Consider the following 18,794-nt stretch of genomic DNA (forward strand, 5'->3'; position numbering starts at 1 on the left):
GCGCGGCCGGGTGCGATCAGCCCAGCGCCGCGCGCAGGGCGGCCACCCGGGTGCCGTCGAGCGTGCCGCTGCGGCCCGCGGCGCAGGCCGCACCGCGGAAGCCCAGCAGGTCGGGCGCGAGGCTGCGCAGGGCCGGCAGATCCTCGGTCCGCAGGGAGCCGGCGAGGCCGGCCCAGGCGCCGTGGGCCTGCACCGTCTGCACGAAGGCTTGCAGCTCGGCCAGGGGCCGGCGGGCCAGCAGGCTGCCGCCGCGCTTGTCGGCGGTGTCGAGCATCACGGCCGGGAAGCCGCCGGCCCGGGCCGCATTCAGGCGGCAGCTCTCCAGGCCTTCATCGGCCAGCAGCACCGGCACCAGGCCGAGCCAGTCGGGCAAGGGCCGCGCCGGGCCGGCGGCTTCGGCGGCGGTCTGCTCGGCGCGCAGCCGGGCCTGGAGCCGGCCCAGGGCGACGACGCTGCGGGCTTCGCCCGGCCCGGCGCCGACCTTGACCCACTGCACGCCGCAGGCGGCGGTGGCGCGCACGCGGGCCTCGAGCGCGGCCTCGTCCCAGGGGCCGTCGCCGATGGTGGCGCTGACCGGCTGGCCGTGGCCGGCCGCGCGCAGGGCGCGGACGATGCGCTGCAGTTCCTCCGCCGGCACGGCGCCCAGGGCGCCGAGGGCGGGCTCCTTGGCGTCGATGATGGCGGCGCCGGCGGCCGCGGCCTGCAAGGCCTCGGCGGCATCGCGCACGCTCACCAGCAGCCGGGGCGGCTGGCGCTCCTCCGCCTCGAAGCGGGGCGGCGCCTCCGGCACGGCGAGCGGCGGGCAGACGCCGCGCGGCAGCGGCGCATTCATCGCCCACCCTCCGCCGCGGCGGCCTTGGCATGGTGGGCGCGCACGGCCTCGACCAGCCAGGACCAGGCCTCGCGCTCGGCCGTGTCGGCCGTCTTGTCGATGGCGATCTGGAGGTAGGCCATCTCCGCCTCCACCTTGGCCCGCGGCAGCAGGTGCAGGCGGCTGATCAGCACCGCGCCTTCCAGCACGGCGGCCTGGGCGCGCTTGAAGCCGGGCCAGGGCGCATGCGTCACGTCGTGCAGCACGCGCAGGCGCAGCAGCGGGCGGCGGGTGGCCTCCTGCACCTGCTCGCTGGCTTCGACCAGTTCCAGCGCCAGGTGGCGCAGGGTGTCGGCCAGGCGGCGGTTGCGCACGCCGGGCACGCCCGGCACCTCGACCAGCGGCCACTCGCGGCGGCCGGTGACGCTGCCAGCGATCACGCGCACGTCGGTGCTCAGGTTCAGCACGGCCGCGCGGGTGGCCAGGATGTTGTCCAGCGTGGTCGAGGGCGCGAAGGGCATCAGCACGATCTCGTCGCCGCGGTAGCGCACGCCCAGCGGCGCGACATTGGCCTGGCCGTCCGCCGAGCTGGTGCTGACGACGGCTTCGAAGATGGAATCGTTCATGGGGCGGCGGCCGGATCGCCGGCGGCATCGGCCGCCGGGGCCGGCGCGGGGGACGGCCGGGAGGCCGGGGCATCGTCGGCCGCCGCGGCGGCGGCCGGCTTCGGGCGCTTGTGGGTCAGGGTGCTGCCGGGGGCGCAATAGGCCCCGTCGTCGCCGGCCGCGCGGGCATGGGCCACGCCCCAGTCCAGCGGCTGGTCCTGCACATAGCGCTTGCCGAGCTGCCAGGCGATCTCGGCCCGGGCCAGCTCCACGCCCATGTAGAAGGCGTGGCTGGCGTCGTCTTCCAGGCCGAGCTGCGGCCAGAGCGCAAAGGCATCCTGCGCGACGCGCAGGCCTTCGCGGTTGTAGACGTGGATGCCCTCGGGCGCGATCTGCACGCGGAAGTTGGGGTCGCGCACCTGGGCGGCGGTGGCAGCGATCTCCTCGGCGCTGTCCGTCCACGGCCGCTTGGCATGCACCGTCATCAGCCGGTCGCTCAGGCCCTTAGGCAGCATCTGCTGCTGCATGGCGGCATGCATGATGCGGCGGGCCGCATCGGCCTCGGCCACCGCGCGGCGGGCATGCGGGCTGACCTGGGTGGTCAGGATCGCAGCCGCATCCAGCTCGGCGCAGATGCCGAGCAGCAGGGCATTGAGGCCGGCGGTGTCGACCTCGGTCAGCTCGGTCACATTGCCCACGCCGACCATGATCTCGATCTGCGGATAGCGTTGCCGCAGCCGCTGGTAGCGGCACAGCGATTCGAGCAGGCCGAAGGGCAGGGGGTCGAGGATGGGGTCGGCCAGGAAGGGCTTGCCGCGCGCGAGCATGGCGTCGATGGCGGCATGCAGCGAGGCTTCGTCGCCCGGCTCGCGGCCGATCAGCACCGGGATGCTGTCGACCTCGTCGGCGATCCACAGCGTGTCCAGCCGCAGGCTCAGCAGATGATCCGCACCGGCCCGGCCGCCGCGCAGCAGTTCCTGCGGGTCGAGCGAATCGACGCTGACCTTCAGACCCTCGGCCTTGAGCGCGCGCACGCAGTCTTCCAGGTGCGGGAAGGGCGTGGCCGGCAGGCCGCCGATGTCGATGACGTCGGCGCCGTCGGCGGCATAGGCGCGGGCCTTGGCCAGCACCTCGTCGACGCTGAGCCGCGCGGCATCGGTGATCTCGGCAAAGATCCGCGTGCGGTAGCGGCTCAGGTCGATCGCCGTGGCCGCGCGCTTGAAGAAGGCCGGCAGGTCCTTCAGCTCCTCGGGCCCGCGCTGCACCGGGATGCCGTAGTGGGCCGACAGGGCCTCGACCTCGCCGCGGCAGCGGCCCGGCAGGATGAGGCGGTCGGCGCGGCGCTCGGGCTGGCCCTCGGCCGCGGGGGTGATCAGCGGCGCCGGCACGCGCCGCTGGACCATGTCGGCCGTCATCAGCGCGGCGACTTGCAGGCCGATCTCGCGCACCTCCCAGGTGAAGGACGGCGGCTGGAAGCTGCCCAGCACGCGGCGCAGCGCCGGCTCGGCCAGGCGGCCGGTGAGGAAGACGAGATGCTCCATCGCGGGGGAAGGCCGGGGCGCCGGCTTCAGGCCACCCAGGCCAGGCCGAGCTGGTCCAGGCGGCGGTCCAGCGCGGCTTCGAGCTGGGCCGGGTCGCAGACGACCTCGATGAATTCCATCGTGCGCAGGCGATCGACATTGGCCAGCTCGATGCGGCGCGGCCTGAGGGTGAACCAGTCCTGGTTCGAGGTCTTGGGCGCGGTGGTCAGCACGACCGGCTCGGTGTCGCAGGCGAAGACGATGCTCGGGATGCCGAGCTTGCCGGCCTGCGCGACCATGTTGGTGGGCAAGGTGTCGGACAGGCCGTAGGCGATCTTGGCCACCGTGTTGCTGGTGGCCGGGGCCACGACGATGGTGTGGTAGGCCTCTTCGTAGATCTGTCCGACCGGCACCGCGCTGGCCGTCTTGTCGCGCACGACGCGAAAGTGCTGCTTCAGGCTGTCGAGGCTGTGGCCGTACATGGGCAGCACCTCCTCGCCAGCGGCGGAGAGCAGCAGGTCCGCATCGGGCAGGCGGCGCGCGAGGGCGAGGGATTCCTCGAGGAAGTGGCCGGAGCCGGTGATCGCGAAGGCAAAGCGCTGGGGCGGCCGTGCGGCGGCAGCGGCGGGATCGGGACTCATCGCGCGTGGGTCAGCGGAATGTGCAGCTTGTGCAGCTTGCGGTAGAGGGTGTTGCGGCTCACGCCCAGGGCCTGGGCGACCTTGCTGACGTTCCAGCGTTGCTCGTTGAGCAGGCGCATCAGCACCTCGCGCTCATTGGCCTGGATCACATTGAGGTGGACGGCGGGGTCGGACAGCTCATCCGCCTCGTCCGCCAGGCCCGAGGGCTGCGGCGCGGCCAGGGCCGGCGCCGCCGAGGGCGCGGCCACGCTGGCAAGCTGGGCCAGGTGCTCGGCATCGATGCGGTCGCCGTCGGCCAGGGCCACGGCCGTGCGCAGCACATGGCGCAGTTGCCGCACATTGCCGGGCCAGGGGTGGGTGAGCAGGCGGTCCATGGCGCGCGGGCTGAGGGTGGCGTCGGGGCCGGCCTCGGTGGCGAGCAGGGCCAGGATCAGCTCGCGCTGGTCGCTGCGCTCGCGCAGCGGCGGCAGCATGACGGCCAGGCCGCAGAGGCGGTAGTACAGGTCCTCGCGGAAACGACCGGCCTGCACCAGCGCGGGCAGGTCGCGGTGGCTGGCGCTGATGAGCTGGAACTCGACCGGCACCGTCTCCTCGCTGCCCAGGGGCGTGACCTGGCGCTCGTCCAGCACGCGCAGCAGCCGAGCCTGGAGCTCCAGCGGCATGTCGCCGATCTCGTCGAGGAAGAGCGTGCCGCGGTCGGCTTGCAGCACCTTGCCGCGCCGGCCGCTGCGCTGCGCGCCGGTGAAGGCGCCGGCGCGGTAGCCGAAGAGCTCGCTCTCGATCAGGCTTTCGGGCAGGCTGGCGCAGTTCACGGCGACGAAGGCTCCGGCGGCATTGGGGCTGCGGCCGTGCAGGGCGCGTGCGAAGACTTCCTTGCCGGCACCCGTCTCGCCTTGCAGCAGCACCGGGATCTCGCGCGAGATGGCGCGTGCCGCACGGTGAAGCTGGGTGGCCAGGCGCGGGTCGCCGAAGGCGCCGGATTCCTCGCCCGCGGGGCGCACGGCCTCGCCCTCGCCCCGCCCGCCGACCGGCCGGGCGACGATGTCGATGGCTGGCTCCAGGCCCGGCTTGCCGCCGGGCACGCTGCGCTCGCCCAGGGCCGTGGCGGCCGGCGGCCGCGCCACGGCAAAGAAGCGGTGCGCGGCCTGCGCCGCGCGGTAGGTCACGACCGGGTGGTAGGCGCTGCGGCTGCTGCGCTCCAGCAGGCTGGCCAGCGAGGTCTGGAAGATTTCGTCGACATGGCGGCCGCGCAGCTCGTCCATCGTGCGGAAGCCGAGCTGCATCAGCGCGCTGCGGTTGGCCGCCTGGATCTGCCCGCCGCCGCTGACCGCGAGCCGGCCTTCATGCAGGGTGTAGACGAACTCGGGCCGGCTGTGGAAGTGCAGCGGATGCGCATCGCGGCAGCGCAGGTCGAGCAGGCGGTTCTCGACCATCTGCGCCGTCATGCCGAGCAGCACCAGGCCATGCTGCTGCGGCAGGCTGGAGCGGCTGGTCACGTCCAGCACCGCGCACATGGCGCCGCTCGGGTCGAAGATCGGCACCGCCGAGCAGGTCAGCGAAGTGAACTGGGTGAAGAAGTGGTCCTCGCGGCTCACGGCCACCGCGCTGGCCGAGGCCAGGCAGGTGCCCATGCCGTTGGTGCCGGCCTCGGCCTCGCTCCAGATCGCGCCGACATGGAAGCCCATGGGCTTGAGGTCGTCGGCGAACTCGGACGAGGAGACCATGTGCAGGATCACGCCCTCGGTGTCGGTCAGCACGACGGCGGATTCGGGGTCGGCAAGCTGCTGGTAGAGCGTGGCCATTTCATGGCGCGCGCAGTCGAGCAGATCGGCCAGGCGCAGGCAGCGCGCGTCGAGCTGGTCGCGCGGCAGCACCGGCGGCTTGCGCGGATGGTCGGGATGCAGGTGGTGCTGCTGCATGCAGCGCTGCCAGGACTGCACGACCACGTCGCTGGTCTCGGCGCGGAAGCCCTGAAGCACGACCTCCATCACGCGGTGTGCGTGGCGGTTGTTCTCGATGACCGTGAGGCTCATGGCGTAGTCCCTTGAGGGCGGAGGGTTGGACGTGCAGTCGCGGATTGTCGCGCCCCGCGCGCCCGCGAGCAGCCCTCCATATCCTGGCTCGGGGCAAGGGCGGGCGAAGGGTTCATGCGGCTTTCGTGGCCCGTGACTTGCTGCATCATGCGGCTTGACACCCTGCCACGGCCCCCAGGCGCGGCAGCGGTCTGCGGGCCCAGCCCGTCGCCCCGAGGACTTCCCAGATGAACGCCCCCCGCCCCCAGATGCCCGGCATGCTGCCCCCCGCTCCCCTTGCCGCCGAAGCCGCGCAACCGCTGGACTTGATCTTCATCGAGGGCTTCATCGGCCACACGGTGATCGGCATCCACCACGATGAACTGCACGACACCCAGCCGCTGCGCATCGACCTGTATGCCGGCGTACCGCGGCCCCGTGCCTGCGACAGCGACGACATCGGCGACACCATCAACTACGCCGAAGTGCGCGAGCGCCTGCATCGTCTGATGGCCGAGCACAAGGTGCGCTTGCTGGAAGCCTTTGCCGAGGACATCGCCGACATCATGCTCGGCGAGTTCCGTGCGCACTGGGTGCGCGTCGTCGTCGTAAAGCCGCGCAAGTTCCCGGACCTCGAAGGCGTGGGCGTGGCCATCGAGCGGCGGCGCGAGATCAAGGCCGTGGAAGCGGCTGCCGGCCCGGCGGCCGTGCTGTCGGTGATCGGCCACGGCATGGTGCCCGGCAAGGCCTGAAGCCATGAAAAAAGCCGACCGCGTGGCGGTCGGCTTGTTCGATCGGCCGGGAGGCCGAATCGGGTGGCCCAAGATCTTGCGGACCTGCCGCAAGCCGAGGACCGCCCGAAGCCGAATCAGTTCGGCGCGAAGGGGTGAGAGGCGCTGCCCTTCTTGGCCACGACTTCCTTGGCCGAGGGCTCGCGGTTCACCGCGCGCTTGATGGCTTCGCGGGTGGCGGCGTAGTTGTAGTCCTGGATCTTCTTGTCGTCGTCGGCCATCCAGTGGATGAACACGCCCACGCTGACGAACACGTCATCGGCTTCGTCGGCCGGGATGGTGCCGTCTTCGACCGAGTCGGCCACCGCCATGGCCACGCCGCGCTGGGCCGGGCCAAACATCTGGACGGCCTGCTTGGCGCCCTTGATGGTGACCTTGTTGAACATCACGGTGGCGGGCTTGCACAGCAGGTTGGGGGCAACCACGGCCAGCAGCGAGGTGAAGCCGTCCTTGTTGTTCACCAGGGCGTTGGCGAAGGCGCTTTCGGCGGCGCTGCCGCGCGGGCCGATGAGCAGGTCGATGTGGGCGACTTCGTTGCCGTCACCGACGAGCGATTCGCCGACGAGCACGCGATCAATCTTTGCCATGGGGATGTCTCCGTTTGCAGGGGTCTGGGGGTTCGAGCATCAGTTCGCTGACGCCTTGGGCATCAACCCCAAGAACCTATCACGATCCATGCCACCGCCCATGATCGCCAACCCTAGCGCAGCAGGCGCGGGCCGCACAGTCCGGCCAGCATGAGCGTTGCGACGGTGAAATCGGCGCTGGTGCCGGGGTTGAGGCCCGAAGCCTTCAGTTCGGCATCCCAGGCGCTGAAACCCGGCGCCTCGTCCAGGCCTTCGCCCCCTGGATGGCGCGCCTGCCAGCCGGCGGCGGCGGCGGTGACAGCCTGTGCCGGCCCCGGGCCGTGCTTGCGGACAATGTGTGAATCCGGCGCGCTGGCCAGGAAGGCCAGGAAAACCGACTGCACCGCCGCTGTCGGCAGCCCGTGGGCGCCCGCCGGCCGGGCAGCCTGCCAGTGGCGCAGGCCGGGGTCGAAAAGCTCGGCCAGGCCCTGGGCATAGGCCTGGGCGATGCGGTCGCGGTCGGCGGCCAGGGCCATCGCCGCCTGCAGGGGCAGGCGGGGGGCGGCCTGGACATCGCCTTCGGCAGCCCGCCCCAGGCCGCCCGGCCGGGCGCGGGCGATGGCGCGGTAGGCCGCGCGGCTGTCGTCCAGGTCGAGGCTGCGGCAGACCTGGGCGCAGCGGGCCTGAAGCGCCTGCGGGTCCAGGGCCTGCGGGGCCTGGGCATCGAGCAGGGCCTCGGCCGCCGCTGCCAGCGGCGCGCAGAGCAGCAAAATGCCCAGGTTGGTGTTGCAGCCGGCCACCGCCCAGGTGGCCTCGACCGCGGCCTCGATGCGCTCGCCGACCGACCGGCCGCGCACGATCAGGGCCGGTGCCGCCGCAGCCGCGCTGTACAGGAAATGCCGGGCCTGCATGCCATGGCCGGGCGAATCCAGGCTGACATTACCGGGCTTGCGCACCGCCACGTCGAGCTGGCAGGCATCCAGGAAGGCCTGGCGCAGGGCCAGCACGGCAGCATCGGACATGGGCAGGGGGGCGGAGGTAAGGGCGCAGGCCGCAGCGCCTCAGGCCTGCCGCACAGCCGGCCGGGCGCGCTGCGGCACGACGCGGTCGAGCAGGTCGGCGACCAGGGCCTCGGCCAGGTTGAAGGGCGTGACCTTCTGCAGACCGCGCCAGGCCGCCACGCCATTGACTTCCAGCACCTGCGGGCCGGCGGGACTGGGGATCAGGTCCACGCCGGCGTAGTCCAGGCCCAGGGCCTGGGCGGCGCGCTCGGCGGTGCCGCTCAGGGCCTCGGTCAGCGGCGCGGCCACGCAGCGGGCGCCCTGGGCGACGTTGTGGATCCAGTGCCGGCTCACGCGCTGCATGGCCGCGCGCGCGCGGCCGCCGACGACCAGCACCCGCCAGTCGAAGCCAGGCTCATGCGCTGCGCCTTGCGGCGGCACGAAGCGCTGCAGGTAGTACAGGCCCTGCACCTCGGCCGGCGGCGGCAGCGGCACGGCATGGCCCTCGGGGTGTTCGGCATCGCGCACCCAGCCGACCTGGCGCAGGCCCTTGCCCTGCGAGCCGAAGACGGGCTTGAGCACCAGGGTGCGGCCGGCCGCCGTCTCGCGCATCAGCAGGCGCTGCGCGACGGCTTCGGATTCCATCGCCCAGGCCGGCGGCGTCGGCACGCCCGCAGCATGCAGCAGGGCGCTGGTCGTGGCCTTGTCGACGCTGCGCTCGATGGCCCGGCCACGGTTGTAGACCGGCACGCCCAGGCGCTCCAGCAGGTGCAGCACGGCCAGGCGCTTGGTCACTTGCTCGAAGCTGCCGCCAGCGATGCCGCGCACCAGGGCAGCATCCGGTAGCGCATCGCCCCAGCCCGGGATGACGAGACCGTGCACCCCCGCTTCGGTGTCGATGCGGCAGGCCTCCAGATCGACGCAGCGGCCCTCGGCGCCCCGGGCGCGCAGGGCCTCGCGCAACTGGCGGGTGTGCCAGCCGGTCTCGTCGGCAAAGATCGCGACCTTGCGTGTCATCGGCTGAGCCTCGGCCGCTGTCGGCTCAGGATCCGGCCTGCCACTGTGCGCGCAGCAGCTCGAAATGGCAGTGGCCGCCATGGAAGGTGGCGCCGCTCTGCAAGCTGCTGACCCAGACCTCGGCCGGCGCGAACAGCGCCCCGTCGATCTTGTAGAAGTCGTAGTCGGCGGCCTTGAAGATTTCGGCAAAGCCCTTGCCGTAGTCGCGCGAGTTGAGCGAAGGCAGTTGCTGCGCCAGTTGGCGCGCGGCGGCATCGTCGGCATCCACCGTCAGGTGCACCCGGCCGCCGTAGAGGATGGCGTCGTTGGTGCGGCCCATGGCCTCCAGGCCGTCGGCGGCCGGGGTGGGCAGCGGCGCGCTGGCGCTGCCGTCGACGATTTGCTCCAGCGGAAAGTGCAGCTCATGCGCCTTGTGCAGCGCCACCTCCAGCACCCGGCCGACCACCTGCGTGGTGCCGGCCAGGCTGCGGGTGGGGGTGAGGATGATCGTCAACTGCGCCGGCTGCAGGCCGCAGTCGCGCAGGATCTTGTCCAGCACGACGGGCGGCGGCTCGCGGTCGACTTCCAGCACCAGCACGGCGGCCTCGGCGCTGTCGCGGTAGCCCAGCTCGGCATAGAGCGCTTCCTTCTGCGCCAGCGCGCGTGCCGGGCCGGAGCCCAGGCTGAAGAACTTCTTGCCACCCGCTTCCTCCTTGCTGGCCGACAGGCTCCAGCCGGCGTACTGGCTGGCCAGGCAGGCCAGCACGGGCTGCGCGCTGCGCACCTCGACCCAGCTCGGCCAGTCGGCCCAGCCGCTGTCGGCGCGGCTGCTCAGGCCCACCTGGCCGAGGCCGCCCATGCAGATCTCGGCGATGCGCAGGCCGGCCTCGGTGCTGCCGCGGGTGGCGATGCCGGCATCGACGAAGGTGATGCCGCGCGCGTCACGGTGAACCTTCAGCCGCAGCGCATCGGCCTGGGCCAGCAGGGCCTGGACCTGGACAGCGGCCAGGCGGTTGACGCTGAGGGGCGAATCCGCGAAAGCGGCTTGGAGGGCGGTGGGCGTGCTCATGGGGGTCTCGTGCAGTGAGCCGGCTTCTTGGCGGCCGGTCGGAGGGGGGCGTGACGCGGGATCGGTCGAAGGGCCTGGAGCGCTGAGGCTTCAGGCCGGAAGCGGAAGGTGATTCAAGCAGGCGGCTTGCGGGCCTGCCGGCCCGGGGGCATGGTCGGCCTCTAGCTGGTCCTGGAGCCGGCGGCGGGCCTGCTGCAGCGCGGCTTCCAGGGTGGCTTCGTCCGGCCCGGACTGTTGCAGGCTGCAAATCGGGTCGCCGCGGCCCAGGCGGCTGCCGGGCAGCGGATGGTCGTGGCAGCCCGGCCAGCGGGCCAGGGCGGCGGCTTGCCCGGCGTTCAGCGTGAAGGGCCGGCGCGCCTCGACGAGACCGCTGCCGCGCAGGCTCAGGCCCTGCGCCTCGGCCGCCGTCAGCGGGCCGGGCGGCAAGGGGCAGGGGGCATGCTGCCCCGCGGCGCGGGCGCAGGCGGCCAGGTGGGCGGCGATCAGCGGCAGCTCGGGGTAGAGGCCGAGGCTGGCGCTGGCGCGGGGATTGATCTCCAGCAGCTCGATGGCCTCGCCGTCCACCAGCAGGTCCAGGCTGCCCAGGCCGACCAGACCGAAGGCCGGCACCAGGGCTTGCAGGGCCGCCTCGGCTGCAGCGTGTGCGGCGCCGGGCAGGCGCAGCGGCCCGATCAGGCCGTCGAAGACCCAGGGCCGGCCGCGCAGCGCGCGGTTGCGCTGCCATTGCGCAGCGACCACGCGGGCCTGCCGGCCGTCGGCCACATAGAGCAGGGAGGCGGCGCGGCCCGGCCGCTCGCGCTGCCAGAAGTCGCCGATGCGGGGCGGGCGCGGCCCCCCCGCGGGGCCGCGCAGCGCCCGCCGCACCTGCCAGCCGCCGCTGCCGTGGGCTGACTTCAGCAGCCAGCCGCTGGCCTCGGCCGGGCGCTGCCGGCATGCATCGGGCAGGGTCTCGGGATGGGGCAGGCGCAGGGCCTGCAGGGTGGCTGTCCAGTGCGCCGGATCGCGCACCCGGGCGATGGCCGCGGGCGTCATGCCCAGCGGCGCGAGTCGTGTCGCAGCCGCCGCCAGGGCCCGGGGTGCCGTCTCCAGCCCGGGGCCGGCCAGCCAGCCGCGCAGGCCGGGGCCGTCCTGCCAGGCGGCCAGGGCCTCGACCAGTGCGTCCGCTTCAATGCGCAGGCTGCCGGCCGGGCCGATGGGCCGCCAGGCCGCGCTGGCCGCCCGGGTGTCGGCATCGCCGAAGGCATCGACGGCTAGCACGCGCCAGCCTTCGCGCGCGGCCGACTGCGCCAGGGCGCGCACCGACAGGCCGGCGACGATCAGCGTCGGCGGGGCAGGACGCATGAGGCGGTCCTCGGGACGGGATCGGCCGCGGCTCAGCCCGCGGCCGCAGCCTCTTCGGCCAGCACCTCGCGGGCGACCTCGAAGGCATCGGGGAAGCTGTAGGTCACCGGCTTTTCCGATTCGCACATGCGCTTGAGCAGGCGGTGCTGGGTCTGGTACTTGACGTTGCCGATGGCCAGCGGGCCGATGGCCAGGGCCTGGGTGCCGGGCAGGATGTTGAGCTTGTCCATCACGCCCATGCCGGCGATGCCGGCCGGCGGCACGGCATTCACATCGGCCGCGACGAGCAGGCGTTTGGCCACCGCCAGGTCCTCGGGCAGCACGACCTGGATGCCCGCCGCGGCCGTGGCCAGCAGCACGTCGGCATCGGCCAGGGAGCGCTGCACGGCATGGCGGTCGCCACCCGAAGTGCCTTCCAGCGTGACGCCGAAGCGCTTGCTGGTCTCGGCCGCGGCCTGCAAGGCCATGCTCTCGCCGAAGTGGGTGGACAAGCAGACGCGCGCGCCCTGCTGCGCGGCGATCACGCCGGCGATGCGGCCGACCGTGCCGGTGCCGCCGATGACGACGACCTTCAGCCCGGCCAGCGTCCTGCCCAGGGTCTTCAGCCCGGCCTCGACGCAGGCCACCATCGCGGCGGCCGTCGTGTAGGAGCCGCTCGGGTCGGCGAAGACCGAGACGACGAAGGGCGGCACCATGGCCGCGACGGCCTTGTCCACCATGTCGGCGGCCAGCAGCACGTCGCGCCCGCCGATGAAGATGCCGGTGCGGCTGACCCCGCGCGGCCCGCGCGAAAAGATCGCGTCCTGCGTCAGGCCGGCAACGCGGTCGAGCGTCACGTCCGAGTAGATCGGGACCATGTCGTAGCCGGCATCGGCTGCCATGTTGATGTCGAAGGGGCTCATCTGCTGGCCCGGGGTGAACATGTGCAGGATGCGGGGGCGTTCCATGATCGTTCTCTCGTTCTTGTCGTGGGGAAGGACGCGGTCTCGGTGACCGCGCAGTGCGCGCTCAGGCGGTGGCCAGCGGCTGGCCCTCGGGGCGGGGCCGGGGCGAGGCCTCCGGGCCGAGCAGGCGAAGCGCAGCCCCTTCGTTACGCGGCGCGACGATCTGCAATTGCAGGCCCTCGGGCACCTGGCCTGCGGCCAGGGCGGCGGCGCGCAGGGTCTCGGCGGCATGGGCGCTGGGCAGGAACACGAAGCCGGTGGGGCCCCAGCTCGACTGGCCGATGCCGGCCGGCAGGCCCAGGCGGCGAGGAGCCTCGGCCGCCAGCCAGTCCATCACGCTGGCCACCCGGGCGCTCAGGTAGGCACGGCCCGACTGCGCTGGCGCGAAGTGTGCGCCCAGCAGGGCCTGCACGGCCGAGATGCCCAGTGCAAAGGCCTCGTAATCGCCGTCGGCTGCCGAGGGCAGCACGCGCATCAGCACCTCGTGGCAGAGCGCGGCGGCCTGGGCCTGGCTGAGCGGGCGCAGGCTGGCGAGTGCGCTGCGTTCGCGGTCGCCGGCCAGGCCGGTCTCGTCGGGGTCCAGCACCAGCAGCACGCGCCAGTCGGCCGGCAGGCACAGGCGGGCCAGCAGCGGGGCGGGCTGGCCGCCCCGGCCCGGGCCGCCGTCGAGCAGCAGGCCGCCCTGGTCGAATCCGGCGATGCCCACGCCGGAACGCAGGCCGCGGCCCAGCAGGCGTGCGAGGCTGGGCGTGTCGATCTGCAAGCCGTGGACGGCGGCATAGGCCCGGCCCACGGCCAGGGCAAGCTGGGTGCCCGAGCCGAAGCCGGCATGGGCGGGCAGCACCTGGTCCAGCCGCAGGCGCAGGGGCGGGCTGTGCGGCACCGGCAGACCCTGGCGCAGCGCGGCCAGATGGGCGGCGGCGCGGGGCAGTTCGGCCCGGGCGGCGGGGCTGTCGGCTTCGAGCCGGTCCGGCCCGCCGGCCGGGCCGGCCAGCGGACCGAGCTGGACGACGGTTTCGAAGCCCGCGATCACCAGGCCCAGGCTGCCGAAGCGCCGGCCGAGCGTGGCCGCGGGGTCGAGAAAGCCGAGGTGCAGCCGGCCGGGGGCGCGGACTTCCGCGACCGCAAGACGCGGCTCGGCCGGGGCCTCGGCGGGCGGGAAGTCAGGAGAGGGGCGGCGGTCCATCGGGCCCTTAGAAGCAATCGGCATTCCCCGCATCATCGGTGGCCCCCGCGCCGGGCGCCACCCGCAGCAGCCCGGGTGTCCTCTTGTGGAGCCTTGTCCCAAGTCGAAGAGCGTCTGAGCCGGAAACCGAGGGTAGACCCTGGGTTGGACATCGCACCCTGCCGGTGTCGAGCCCCGTAGCAACGCGGGGTGGGATTGAGGAAAAACTCCGGGCACGATGCCTGGGTCGATTCCACGAGGGTCTGGACTCAGGGCTTGCCCTTGATCGGCCATCCCGACCGCCGCTTTGGCACGCGAGTTGCCATTTCGGGCTGTCCTGTGGACCGCACACCCTGCGTCATTGATGTCACAACCGGAGGAGCACATCCCCATGAAGCTGAAGACCACCGCCGTCCTGATCGGTATGGCCCTTGCCACCCTCGGTGCGCAAGCTGCCGTCACCGACCAGATGATCCTGAACGACGCCAAGACCCCGGGCGACATTCTGAGCTGGGGCATGGGCACCGAGGGCCAGCGCCATAGCCCGCTGACCAAGGTCAACACTGCCACCGTCAAGAACCTGACCCCGGCCTGGGCCTTCTCCTTCGGCGGCGAAAAGCAGCGCGGCCAAGAAGCCCAGCCCGTGATCTACAAGGGCAAGATGTTCGTCACCGCGTCATACTCGCGGATCTACGCGCTCGACGCCATCACCGGCAAGCGCCTGTGGAAATACGAGCACCGCCTGCCTGAAGGCATCGTGCCCTGCTGCGACGTGATCAACCGCGGCGCCGCCCTGTACGACAACCTCGTCATCTTCGGCACGCTGGATGCCCAGATCGTCGCCCTGAACCAGGACACCGGCGAAGTCGTCTGGCGCGAGAAGATTGACGACTACCAGGCCGGCTACAGCTACTCGGCCGCCCCCCTGGTCGTCAACGGCCTCGTCCTGACCGGCGTGTCGGGCGGCGAGTTCGGCGTGATCGGCCGCGTGGAAGCGCGCGATGCCAAGACCGGCCAGATGGTGTGGTCGCGTCCGGTGGTCGAAGGCCACATGGGCTACACCTACGACAAGGCGGGCAACAAGGTCGAGAACGGCATCTCGGGCACGACCAACAAGACCTGGCCGGGCGACCTGTGGAAGACCGGCGGCGCCACCCCGTGGCTCGGCGGCACCTACGATGCCAAGACCGGCCTGGCGTACTTCGGCACCGGCAACCCGGCTCCGTGGAACAGCCACATCCGTCAGGGTGACAACCTCTTCTCGTGCTCGACCGTCGCGATCGACGTCAAGACCGGCAAGATCGTCTGGCACTACCAGAACACCCCGAACGACGGCTGGGACTTCGACGGCGTCAACGAGTTCGTGACCTTCGACATGGACGGTCGTCGCGTCGGCGGCAAGGCCGACCGCAACGGCTTCTTCTACGTCAACGACGCGAAGACCGGCGAGCTGATCAATGCCTTCCCCTTCGTCAAGAAGGTGACCTGGGCCACCGGCATCGACCTGAAGACCGGCCGTCCCAACTACGACCCGGCCAACCGTCCGGGCAACCCGGCGGCCTCGGCCGACGGCAAGAAGGGCAACGTCGTCTTCTCGGCCCCCAGCTTCCTGGGCGGCAAGAACCAGATGCCGATGGCCTACTCGCCGCAGACCAAGCTCTTCTACGTCCCGTCGAACGAATGGGGCATGGAGATCTGGAACGAGCCGATCACCTACAAGAAGGGTGCGGCCTACCTGGGCGCCGGCTTCACCATCAAGACCATCGACGACAACTACATCGGCTCGCTGCGCGCGATCGATCCGAAGTCGGGCAAGATCGTCTGGGAAGTGAAGAACGAGGCCCCGCTGTGGGGTGGCGTGCTGACCACCGCCGGCAACCTGGTCTTCTGGGGCACCCCGGAGGGTTACCTGAAGGCCGCAGACGCCAAGACGGGCAAGGTCCTGTGGCAATTCCAGACCGGTTCGGGCGTCGTCGCCCCGCCGGTGGCCTGGGAAGCCAATGGCGAGCAGTACATCACCGTCGTCTCCGGCTGGGGCGGCGCCGTCCCGCTGTGGGGTGGTGACGTGGCCAAGAAGGTCAGCTACCTCGAGCAGGGTGGCATGGTCTGGACCTTCAAGCTGGGCAAGGGCGGTTCGGCGGTTGCCGGCGCCCCCACCGCGGCCAAGGTCTCGGCCCCGGCCGCTCGCTGATCGACCCTGAGGATTCCCCGCTCGCGTGCCGCAAGGCATGCGGCGGACGGAAGCCCCGGCATCCGGCACAAGCCACCCCTCGGGGTGGCTTTTTTCATGGGCGCTTCGCTTGGCCGGACCGGCCATCGACCATGAAAAAGGCGGCGCCCCGCCTGCGCGGGACGCCGCCTTCAGGCGCCGCCCGGCAAGGGCGACGCGGGAGCTTCGAGGCTCAGGCCGCCAGCAACTGGCGCAGCACGAAGGGCAGGATGCCGCCGTGCTTGTAGTAGTCGACCTCGATCGCGGTGTCGATGCGCAGGGTGACAGTGACCTTGCGGCTCGTGCCGTCGGCACCGGTGATCACCAGGGTCGCGTCGCTCTGCGGCTTGATCTCGGCGCCGAGCACCACGTCGATGGTCTCGCTGCCCGTCAGGCCCAGCGTCTCCCAGCTGTCCTCGCCCTTGAACTGCAGGGGCAGCACGCCCATGCCGACCAAGTTGCTGCGGTGGATGCGCTCGAAGCTGCGCGCCACGACGGCCTTGATGCCGAGCAGTTGGGTGCCCTTGGCGGCCCAGTCGCGGCTGGAGCCCGTACCGTATTCCTCGCCCGCGAAGATCACGGTGGGGGTGCCGGCGGCGATGTACTGCATCGCGGCGTCGTAGATGAAGGCCTTCTCGCCGCTGGGCTGCAGCAGGGTCAGGCCGCCTTCCTCGCGCGAGCCGTCTTCCTTGGGCGGAATCATCAGGTTCTTGACGCGCACATTGGCGAAGGTGCCGCGCATCATCACCTCATGGTTGCCGCGGCGCGAGCCGTAGCTGTTGAAGTCGGCCTTCTGCACGCCGTTGTCGTTCAGGAACTGACCGCCCGGGGTGCCGACCTTGATCGCGCCGGCCGGCGAGATGTGGTCGGTGGTGATCGAGTCGCCGAACAGGGCCATGATCTTCGCGCCCTTCACGCCGGACTCGGTCACGGCCGGCTCCATGGTGAAGCCTTCGAAGAAGGGCGGCTGGGCGATGTAGGTGCTCTTGGGCCAGGTGTAGACCTGACCGGCGACGCCCTTGACCTTCTCCCAGAGCTTGCCCGGATCGTTCTTGACCTTGTCGTAGTTCGCCTTGAAGGCCTTGGCATTCATGGCGTGCTTCATCAGCGCATAGATCTCGTCGCTGGTCGGCCAGATGTCGCCCAGGTAGACGTCCTTGCCCTTCTTGCCCTTGCCGACCGGCTGGGTCATCAAGTCCTTGGTGACGTTGCCGGCGATGGCATAGGCCACGACCAGCGGCGGGCTGGCCAGGAAGTTGGCCTTCAGGTTCGGGTGGATGCGCGCCTCGAAGTTGCGGTTGCCCGAGAGCACGGCCGCGCAGACCAGGTCGTTCTTCTGGATGACCTCGTTGATCTCCGGGGTCAGGTCACCGGCATTGCCGATGCAGGTCGTGCAGCCGTAGGCGGCGACATTGAAGCCCAGCTTCTCCAGGTAGGGCAGCAGGCCGGCCTTCTCCAGGTACTCGGTGACGATGCGCGAGCCGGGGGCCAGCGAGGTCTTGATGTGCGGCGCCACCTTCAGGCCGGCTTCGACAGCCTTCTTCGCGACCAGGCCGGCGGCCAGCAGCACGCCCGGGTTGCTGGTGTTGGTGCAGGAGGTGATGGCCGCGATCAGCACATCGCCGTTGTGGATGACGGTGCCGTCGGCGGCGGTGAAGGCCTGGCCCAGCTTCTCGGCCGGCTGGTTGAAGCCGTTGTTCGCGGTCGGCTTGCTGAACAGCTCGCTGAAGGTGCTGGCCAGGCTGCCGAGCTCGATGCGGTCCTGCGGGCGCTTGGGGCCGGCCAGGCTCGGGGCCACGGTCGAAAGGTCCAGGCTGACGACCGAGGTGTAGTCGATCTCGCCCGCGCCCGGCACGCCGTACATCTTCTGGGCCTTGAAGTAGGCCTCGAAGGCTTCGATCTCGGCCTTGCTGCGGCCGGTGCCCTTGAAGTATTCGACCGTCTTCTCGTCGACCGGGAAGAAGCCCATGGTCGCGCCGTATTCGGGGGCCATGTTGGCGATGGTCGCGCGGTCCGGCAGGGCCAGGGTGCGGGTGCCTTCGCCGAAGAACTCGACGAACTTGCCGACCACCTTGTGCTTGCGCAGGATCTCGGTGACGGTCAGCACCAGGTCGGTGGCGGTCACGCCCTCGCGCAGCTTGCCGGTCAGCTCGAAGCCCACCACGTCCGGGGTCAGGAAGTAGACCGGCTGGCCCAGCATGCCGGCTTCCGCCTCGATGCCGCCCACGCCCCAGCCGACCACGCCGATGCCGTTGATCATGGTCGTGTGGCTGTCGGTGCCGACCAGGGTGTCCGGATAGTGCACGGCCGGGGTGCCGCGGGCCGCAGCGGCCTTGTGCACGCCGCGCGCCAGGTACTCCAGGTTCACCTGGTGGACGATGCCGAAGCCCGGGGGCACGACGCCGAAGGTGTCGAAGGCCTGCATGCCCCACTTCATGAATTCGTAGCGCTCCTGGTTGCGCTCGAACTCCAGCTTCATGTTCAGGTCGAGGGCCTTCTTCGAACCGTAGTGGTCGATCATGACCGAGTGGTCGACGACCAGATCCACCGGCACCAGCGGCTCGATGGTCTTGGGGTTCTTGCCCATGGTCTCGGCGACGTTGCGCATCGCGGCCAGGTCGGCCAGCAGCGGCACGCCGGTGAAGTCCTGCAGCACGACGCGGGCGACGACGAAGGGGATCTCATCGACGCGATCGGCCACCGGCTTCCAGTGGATCAGTTGCTCCACATGCTCCTTGGTGACCTTCTTGCCGTCGCAGTTGCGCAGCACGCTCTCCAGCACGACGCGGATCGAGACCGGCAGGCGCGACACATCGACGCCGAGCTGCTTGCCGAGCTGCGGCAGCGAGTAGAAGAGACCTTCCTTGCCCGAGGCAGTGGAGAAGGATTTCAGGGTCTTGGCGAATGCGTGCGCAGGCGCCTTCTTCGCGGGGGCGGCTTTGGCCATGGCTGGAGACTCCGGGGAGCTGGGGGGAAAGGGGGTGCAGGCGGTTGGCGGGGCCGGTTGCTGCACTGCGGCATATTGTCGCAGGCCGATGGGCGAGCGCTCCGTGCGCACCTCAGCGCGCATGCGACAAGGGAAGGGGTTCGCCAGCCCCCGCGGCCAAGGCCGGGCAGGGGCGG

General features: G+C 71.4%; 15 protein-coding genes. 2 read left to right on the forward strand and 13 right to left on the reverse strand.

All coding sequences use genetic code 11. The features are described 5' to 3' along the window. Nucleotides 1-16: 16 nt before the first annotated feature. The 5 genes from JI742_RS06720 to JI742_RS06740 are packed head-to-tail and all read right to left on the reverse strand — an operon-like array spanning nt 17 to nt 5,610. Nucleotides 17-832 carry a (5-formylfuran-3-yl)methyl phosphate synthase gene (locus JI742_RS06720; RefSeq protein ID WP_201824946.1) on the reverse strand — a complete coding sequence of 272 codons (816 nt, stop codon included), beginning with the start codon at nt 830-832 and terminating at the stop codon, nt 17-19. Beyond that, a complete protein-coding gene (locus tag JI742_RS06725) occupies nt 829-1,437 on the reverse strand; it encodes a DUF447 domain-containing protein (protein WP_201824948.1) in 609 nt (202 codons plus the stop codon). The genes JI742_RS06720 and JI742_RS06725 overlap by 4 nt, the downstream gene beginning before the upstream one ends. After that, a complete protein-coding gene (locus JI742_RS06730; RefSeq protein ID WP_201824949.1) occupies nt 1,434-2,957 on the reverse strand; it encodes a DUF6513 domain-containing protein in 1,524 nt (507 codons plus the stop codon). The genes JI742_RS06725 and JI742_RS06730 overlap by 4 nt, the downstream gene beginning before the upstream one ends. A gap of 26 nt (nt 2,958-2,983) precedes the next feature. Further along, a complete protein-coding gene (locus JI742_RS06735) occupies nt 2,984-3,577 on the reverse strand; it encodes a flavoprotein (protein WP_201824950.1) in 594 nt (197 codons plus the stop codon). Continuing rightward, complete coding sequence (locus JI742_RS06740; RefSeq protein ID WP_201824951.1) at nt 3,574-5,610, reverse strand: sigma-54-dependent Fis family transcriptional regulator; 2,037 nt, start codon at nt 5,608-5,610, stop codon at nt 3,574-3,576. Before JI742_RS06740 ends, JI742_RS06735 begins: the two co-directional genes overlap by 4 nt. A gap of 227 nt (nt 5,611-5,837) precedes the next feature. On the opposite strand from JI742_RS06740, the gene JI742_RS06745 reads away from it, so the two are divergent. Continuing rightward, nucleotides 5,838-6,341, forward strand: a complete 504-nt coding sequence (locus JI742_RS06745) for a dihydroneopterin aldolase (protein ID WP_236676816.1) — start codon at nt 5,838-5,840, stop codon at nt 6,339-6,341. A 116-nt stretch (nt 6,342-6,457) separates the two neighbouring features. Here JI742_RS06745 and fae read toward each other — a convergent pair whose 3' ends face one another. The 7 genes from fae to JI742_RS06780 all read right to left on the reverse strand — a co-directional run bounded on the left by fae (nt 6,458) and on the right by JI742_RS06780 (nt 13,507). Then, a complete protein-coding gene (fae, locus tag JI742_RS06750) occupies nt 6,458-6,967 on the reverse strand; it encodes a formaldehyde-activating enzyme (protein WP_182660941.1) in 510 nt (169 codons plus the stop codon). A gap of 113 nt (nt 6,968-7,080) precedes the next feature. Beyond that, a complete protein-coding gene (locus tag JI742_RS06755; protein WP_201824952.1) occupies nt 7,081-7,968 on the reverse strand; it encodes a triphosphoribosyl-dephospho-CoA synthase in 888 nt (295 codons plus the stop codon). Nucleotides 7,969-8,007: 39 nt separating this feature from the next. Further along, entirely contained in the window at nt 8,008-8,964 is a 957-nt protein-coding gene (locus JI742_RS06760) for an ATP-grasp domain-containing protein (RefSeq protein WP_201824953.1), read from the reverse strand. 25 nt (nt 8,965-8,989) lie between these two features. Beyond that, complete coding sequence (gene mch / locus JI742_RS06765) at nt 8,990-10,012, reverse strand: methenyltetrahydromethanopterin cyclohydrolase (RefSeq protein ID WP_201824954.1); 1,023 nt, start codon at nt 10,010-10,012, stop codon at nt 8,990-8,992. Nucleotides 10,013-10,102: 90 nt separating this feature from the next. Beyond that, nucleotides 10,103-11,353 carry an ATP-grasp domain-containing protein gene (locus tag JI742_RS06770; protein ID WP_201824955.1) on the reverse strand — a complete coding sequence of 417 codons (1,251 nt, stop codon included), beginning with the start codon at nt 11,351-11,353 and terminating at the stop codon, nt 10,103-10,105. A gap of 32 nt (nt 11,354-11,385) precedes the next feature. Then, nucleotides 11,386-12,300 (reverse strand): NAD(P)-dependent methylenetetrahydromethanopterin dehydrogenase, encoded by a 915-nt coding sequence (locus tag JI742_RS06775; RefSeq protein ID WP_201824956.1) that lies wholly within the window; start codon nt 12,298-12,300, stop codon nt 11,386-11,388. Between the two features lie 61 nt (nt 12,301-12,361). After that, nucleotides 12,362-13,507 carry a beta-ribofuranosylaminobenzene 5'-phosphate synthase family protein gene (locus tag JI742_RS06780; RefSeq protein ID WP_236676817.1) on the reverse strand — a complete coding sequence of 382 codons (1,146 nt, stop codon included), beginning with the start codon at nt 13,505-13,507 and terminating at the stop codon, nt 12,362-12,364. Between the two features lie 346 nt (nt 13,508-13,853). Here JI742_RS06780 and JI742_RS06785 point away from each other — a divergent pair, with 346 nt between their 5' ends. Next, the gene (locus JI742_RS06785) at nt 13,854-15,653 is read left to right on the forward strand and encodes a PQQ-dependent methanol/ethanol family dehydrogenase (protein WP_201824957.1); all 1,800 of its coding nucleotides are present in this window, start codon (nt 13,854-13,856) and stop codon (nt 15,651-15,653) included. A 211-nt stretch (nt 15,654-15,864) separates the two neighbouring features. Here JI742_RS06785 and acnA read toward each other — a convergent pair whose 3' ends face one another. Further along, complete coding sequence (acnA, locus tag JI742_RS06790; RefSeq protein WP_201824958.1) at nt 15,865-18,618, reverse strand: aconitate hydratase AcnA; 2,754 nt, start codon at nt 18,616-18,618, stop codon at nt 15,865-15,867. Nucleotides 18,619-18,794 lie beyond the last annotated feature (176 nt).

The sequence above is a fragment of the Piscinibacter lacus genome, assembly GCF_016735685.1.
GTDB lineage: Bacteria > Pseudomonadota > Gammaproteobacteria > Burkholderiales > Burkholderiaceae_C > Aquariibacter > Aquariibacter lacus.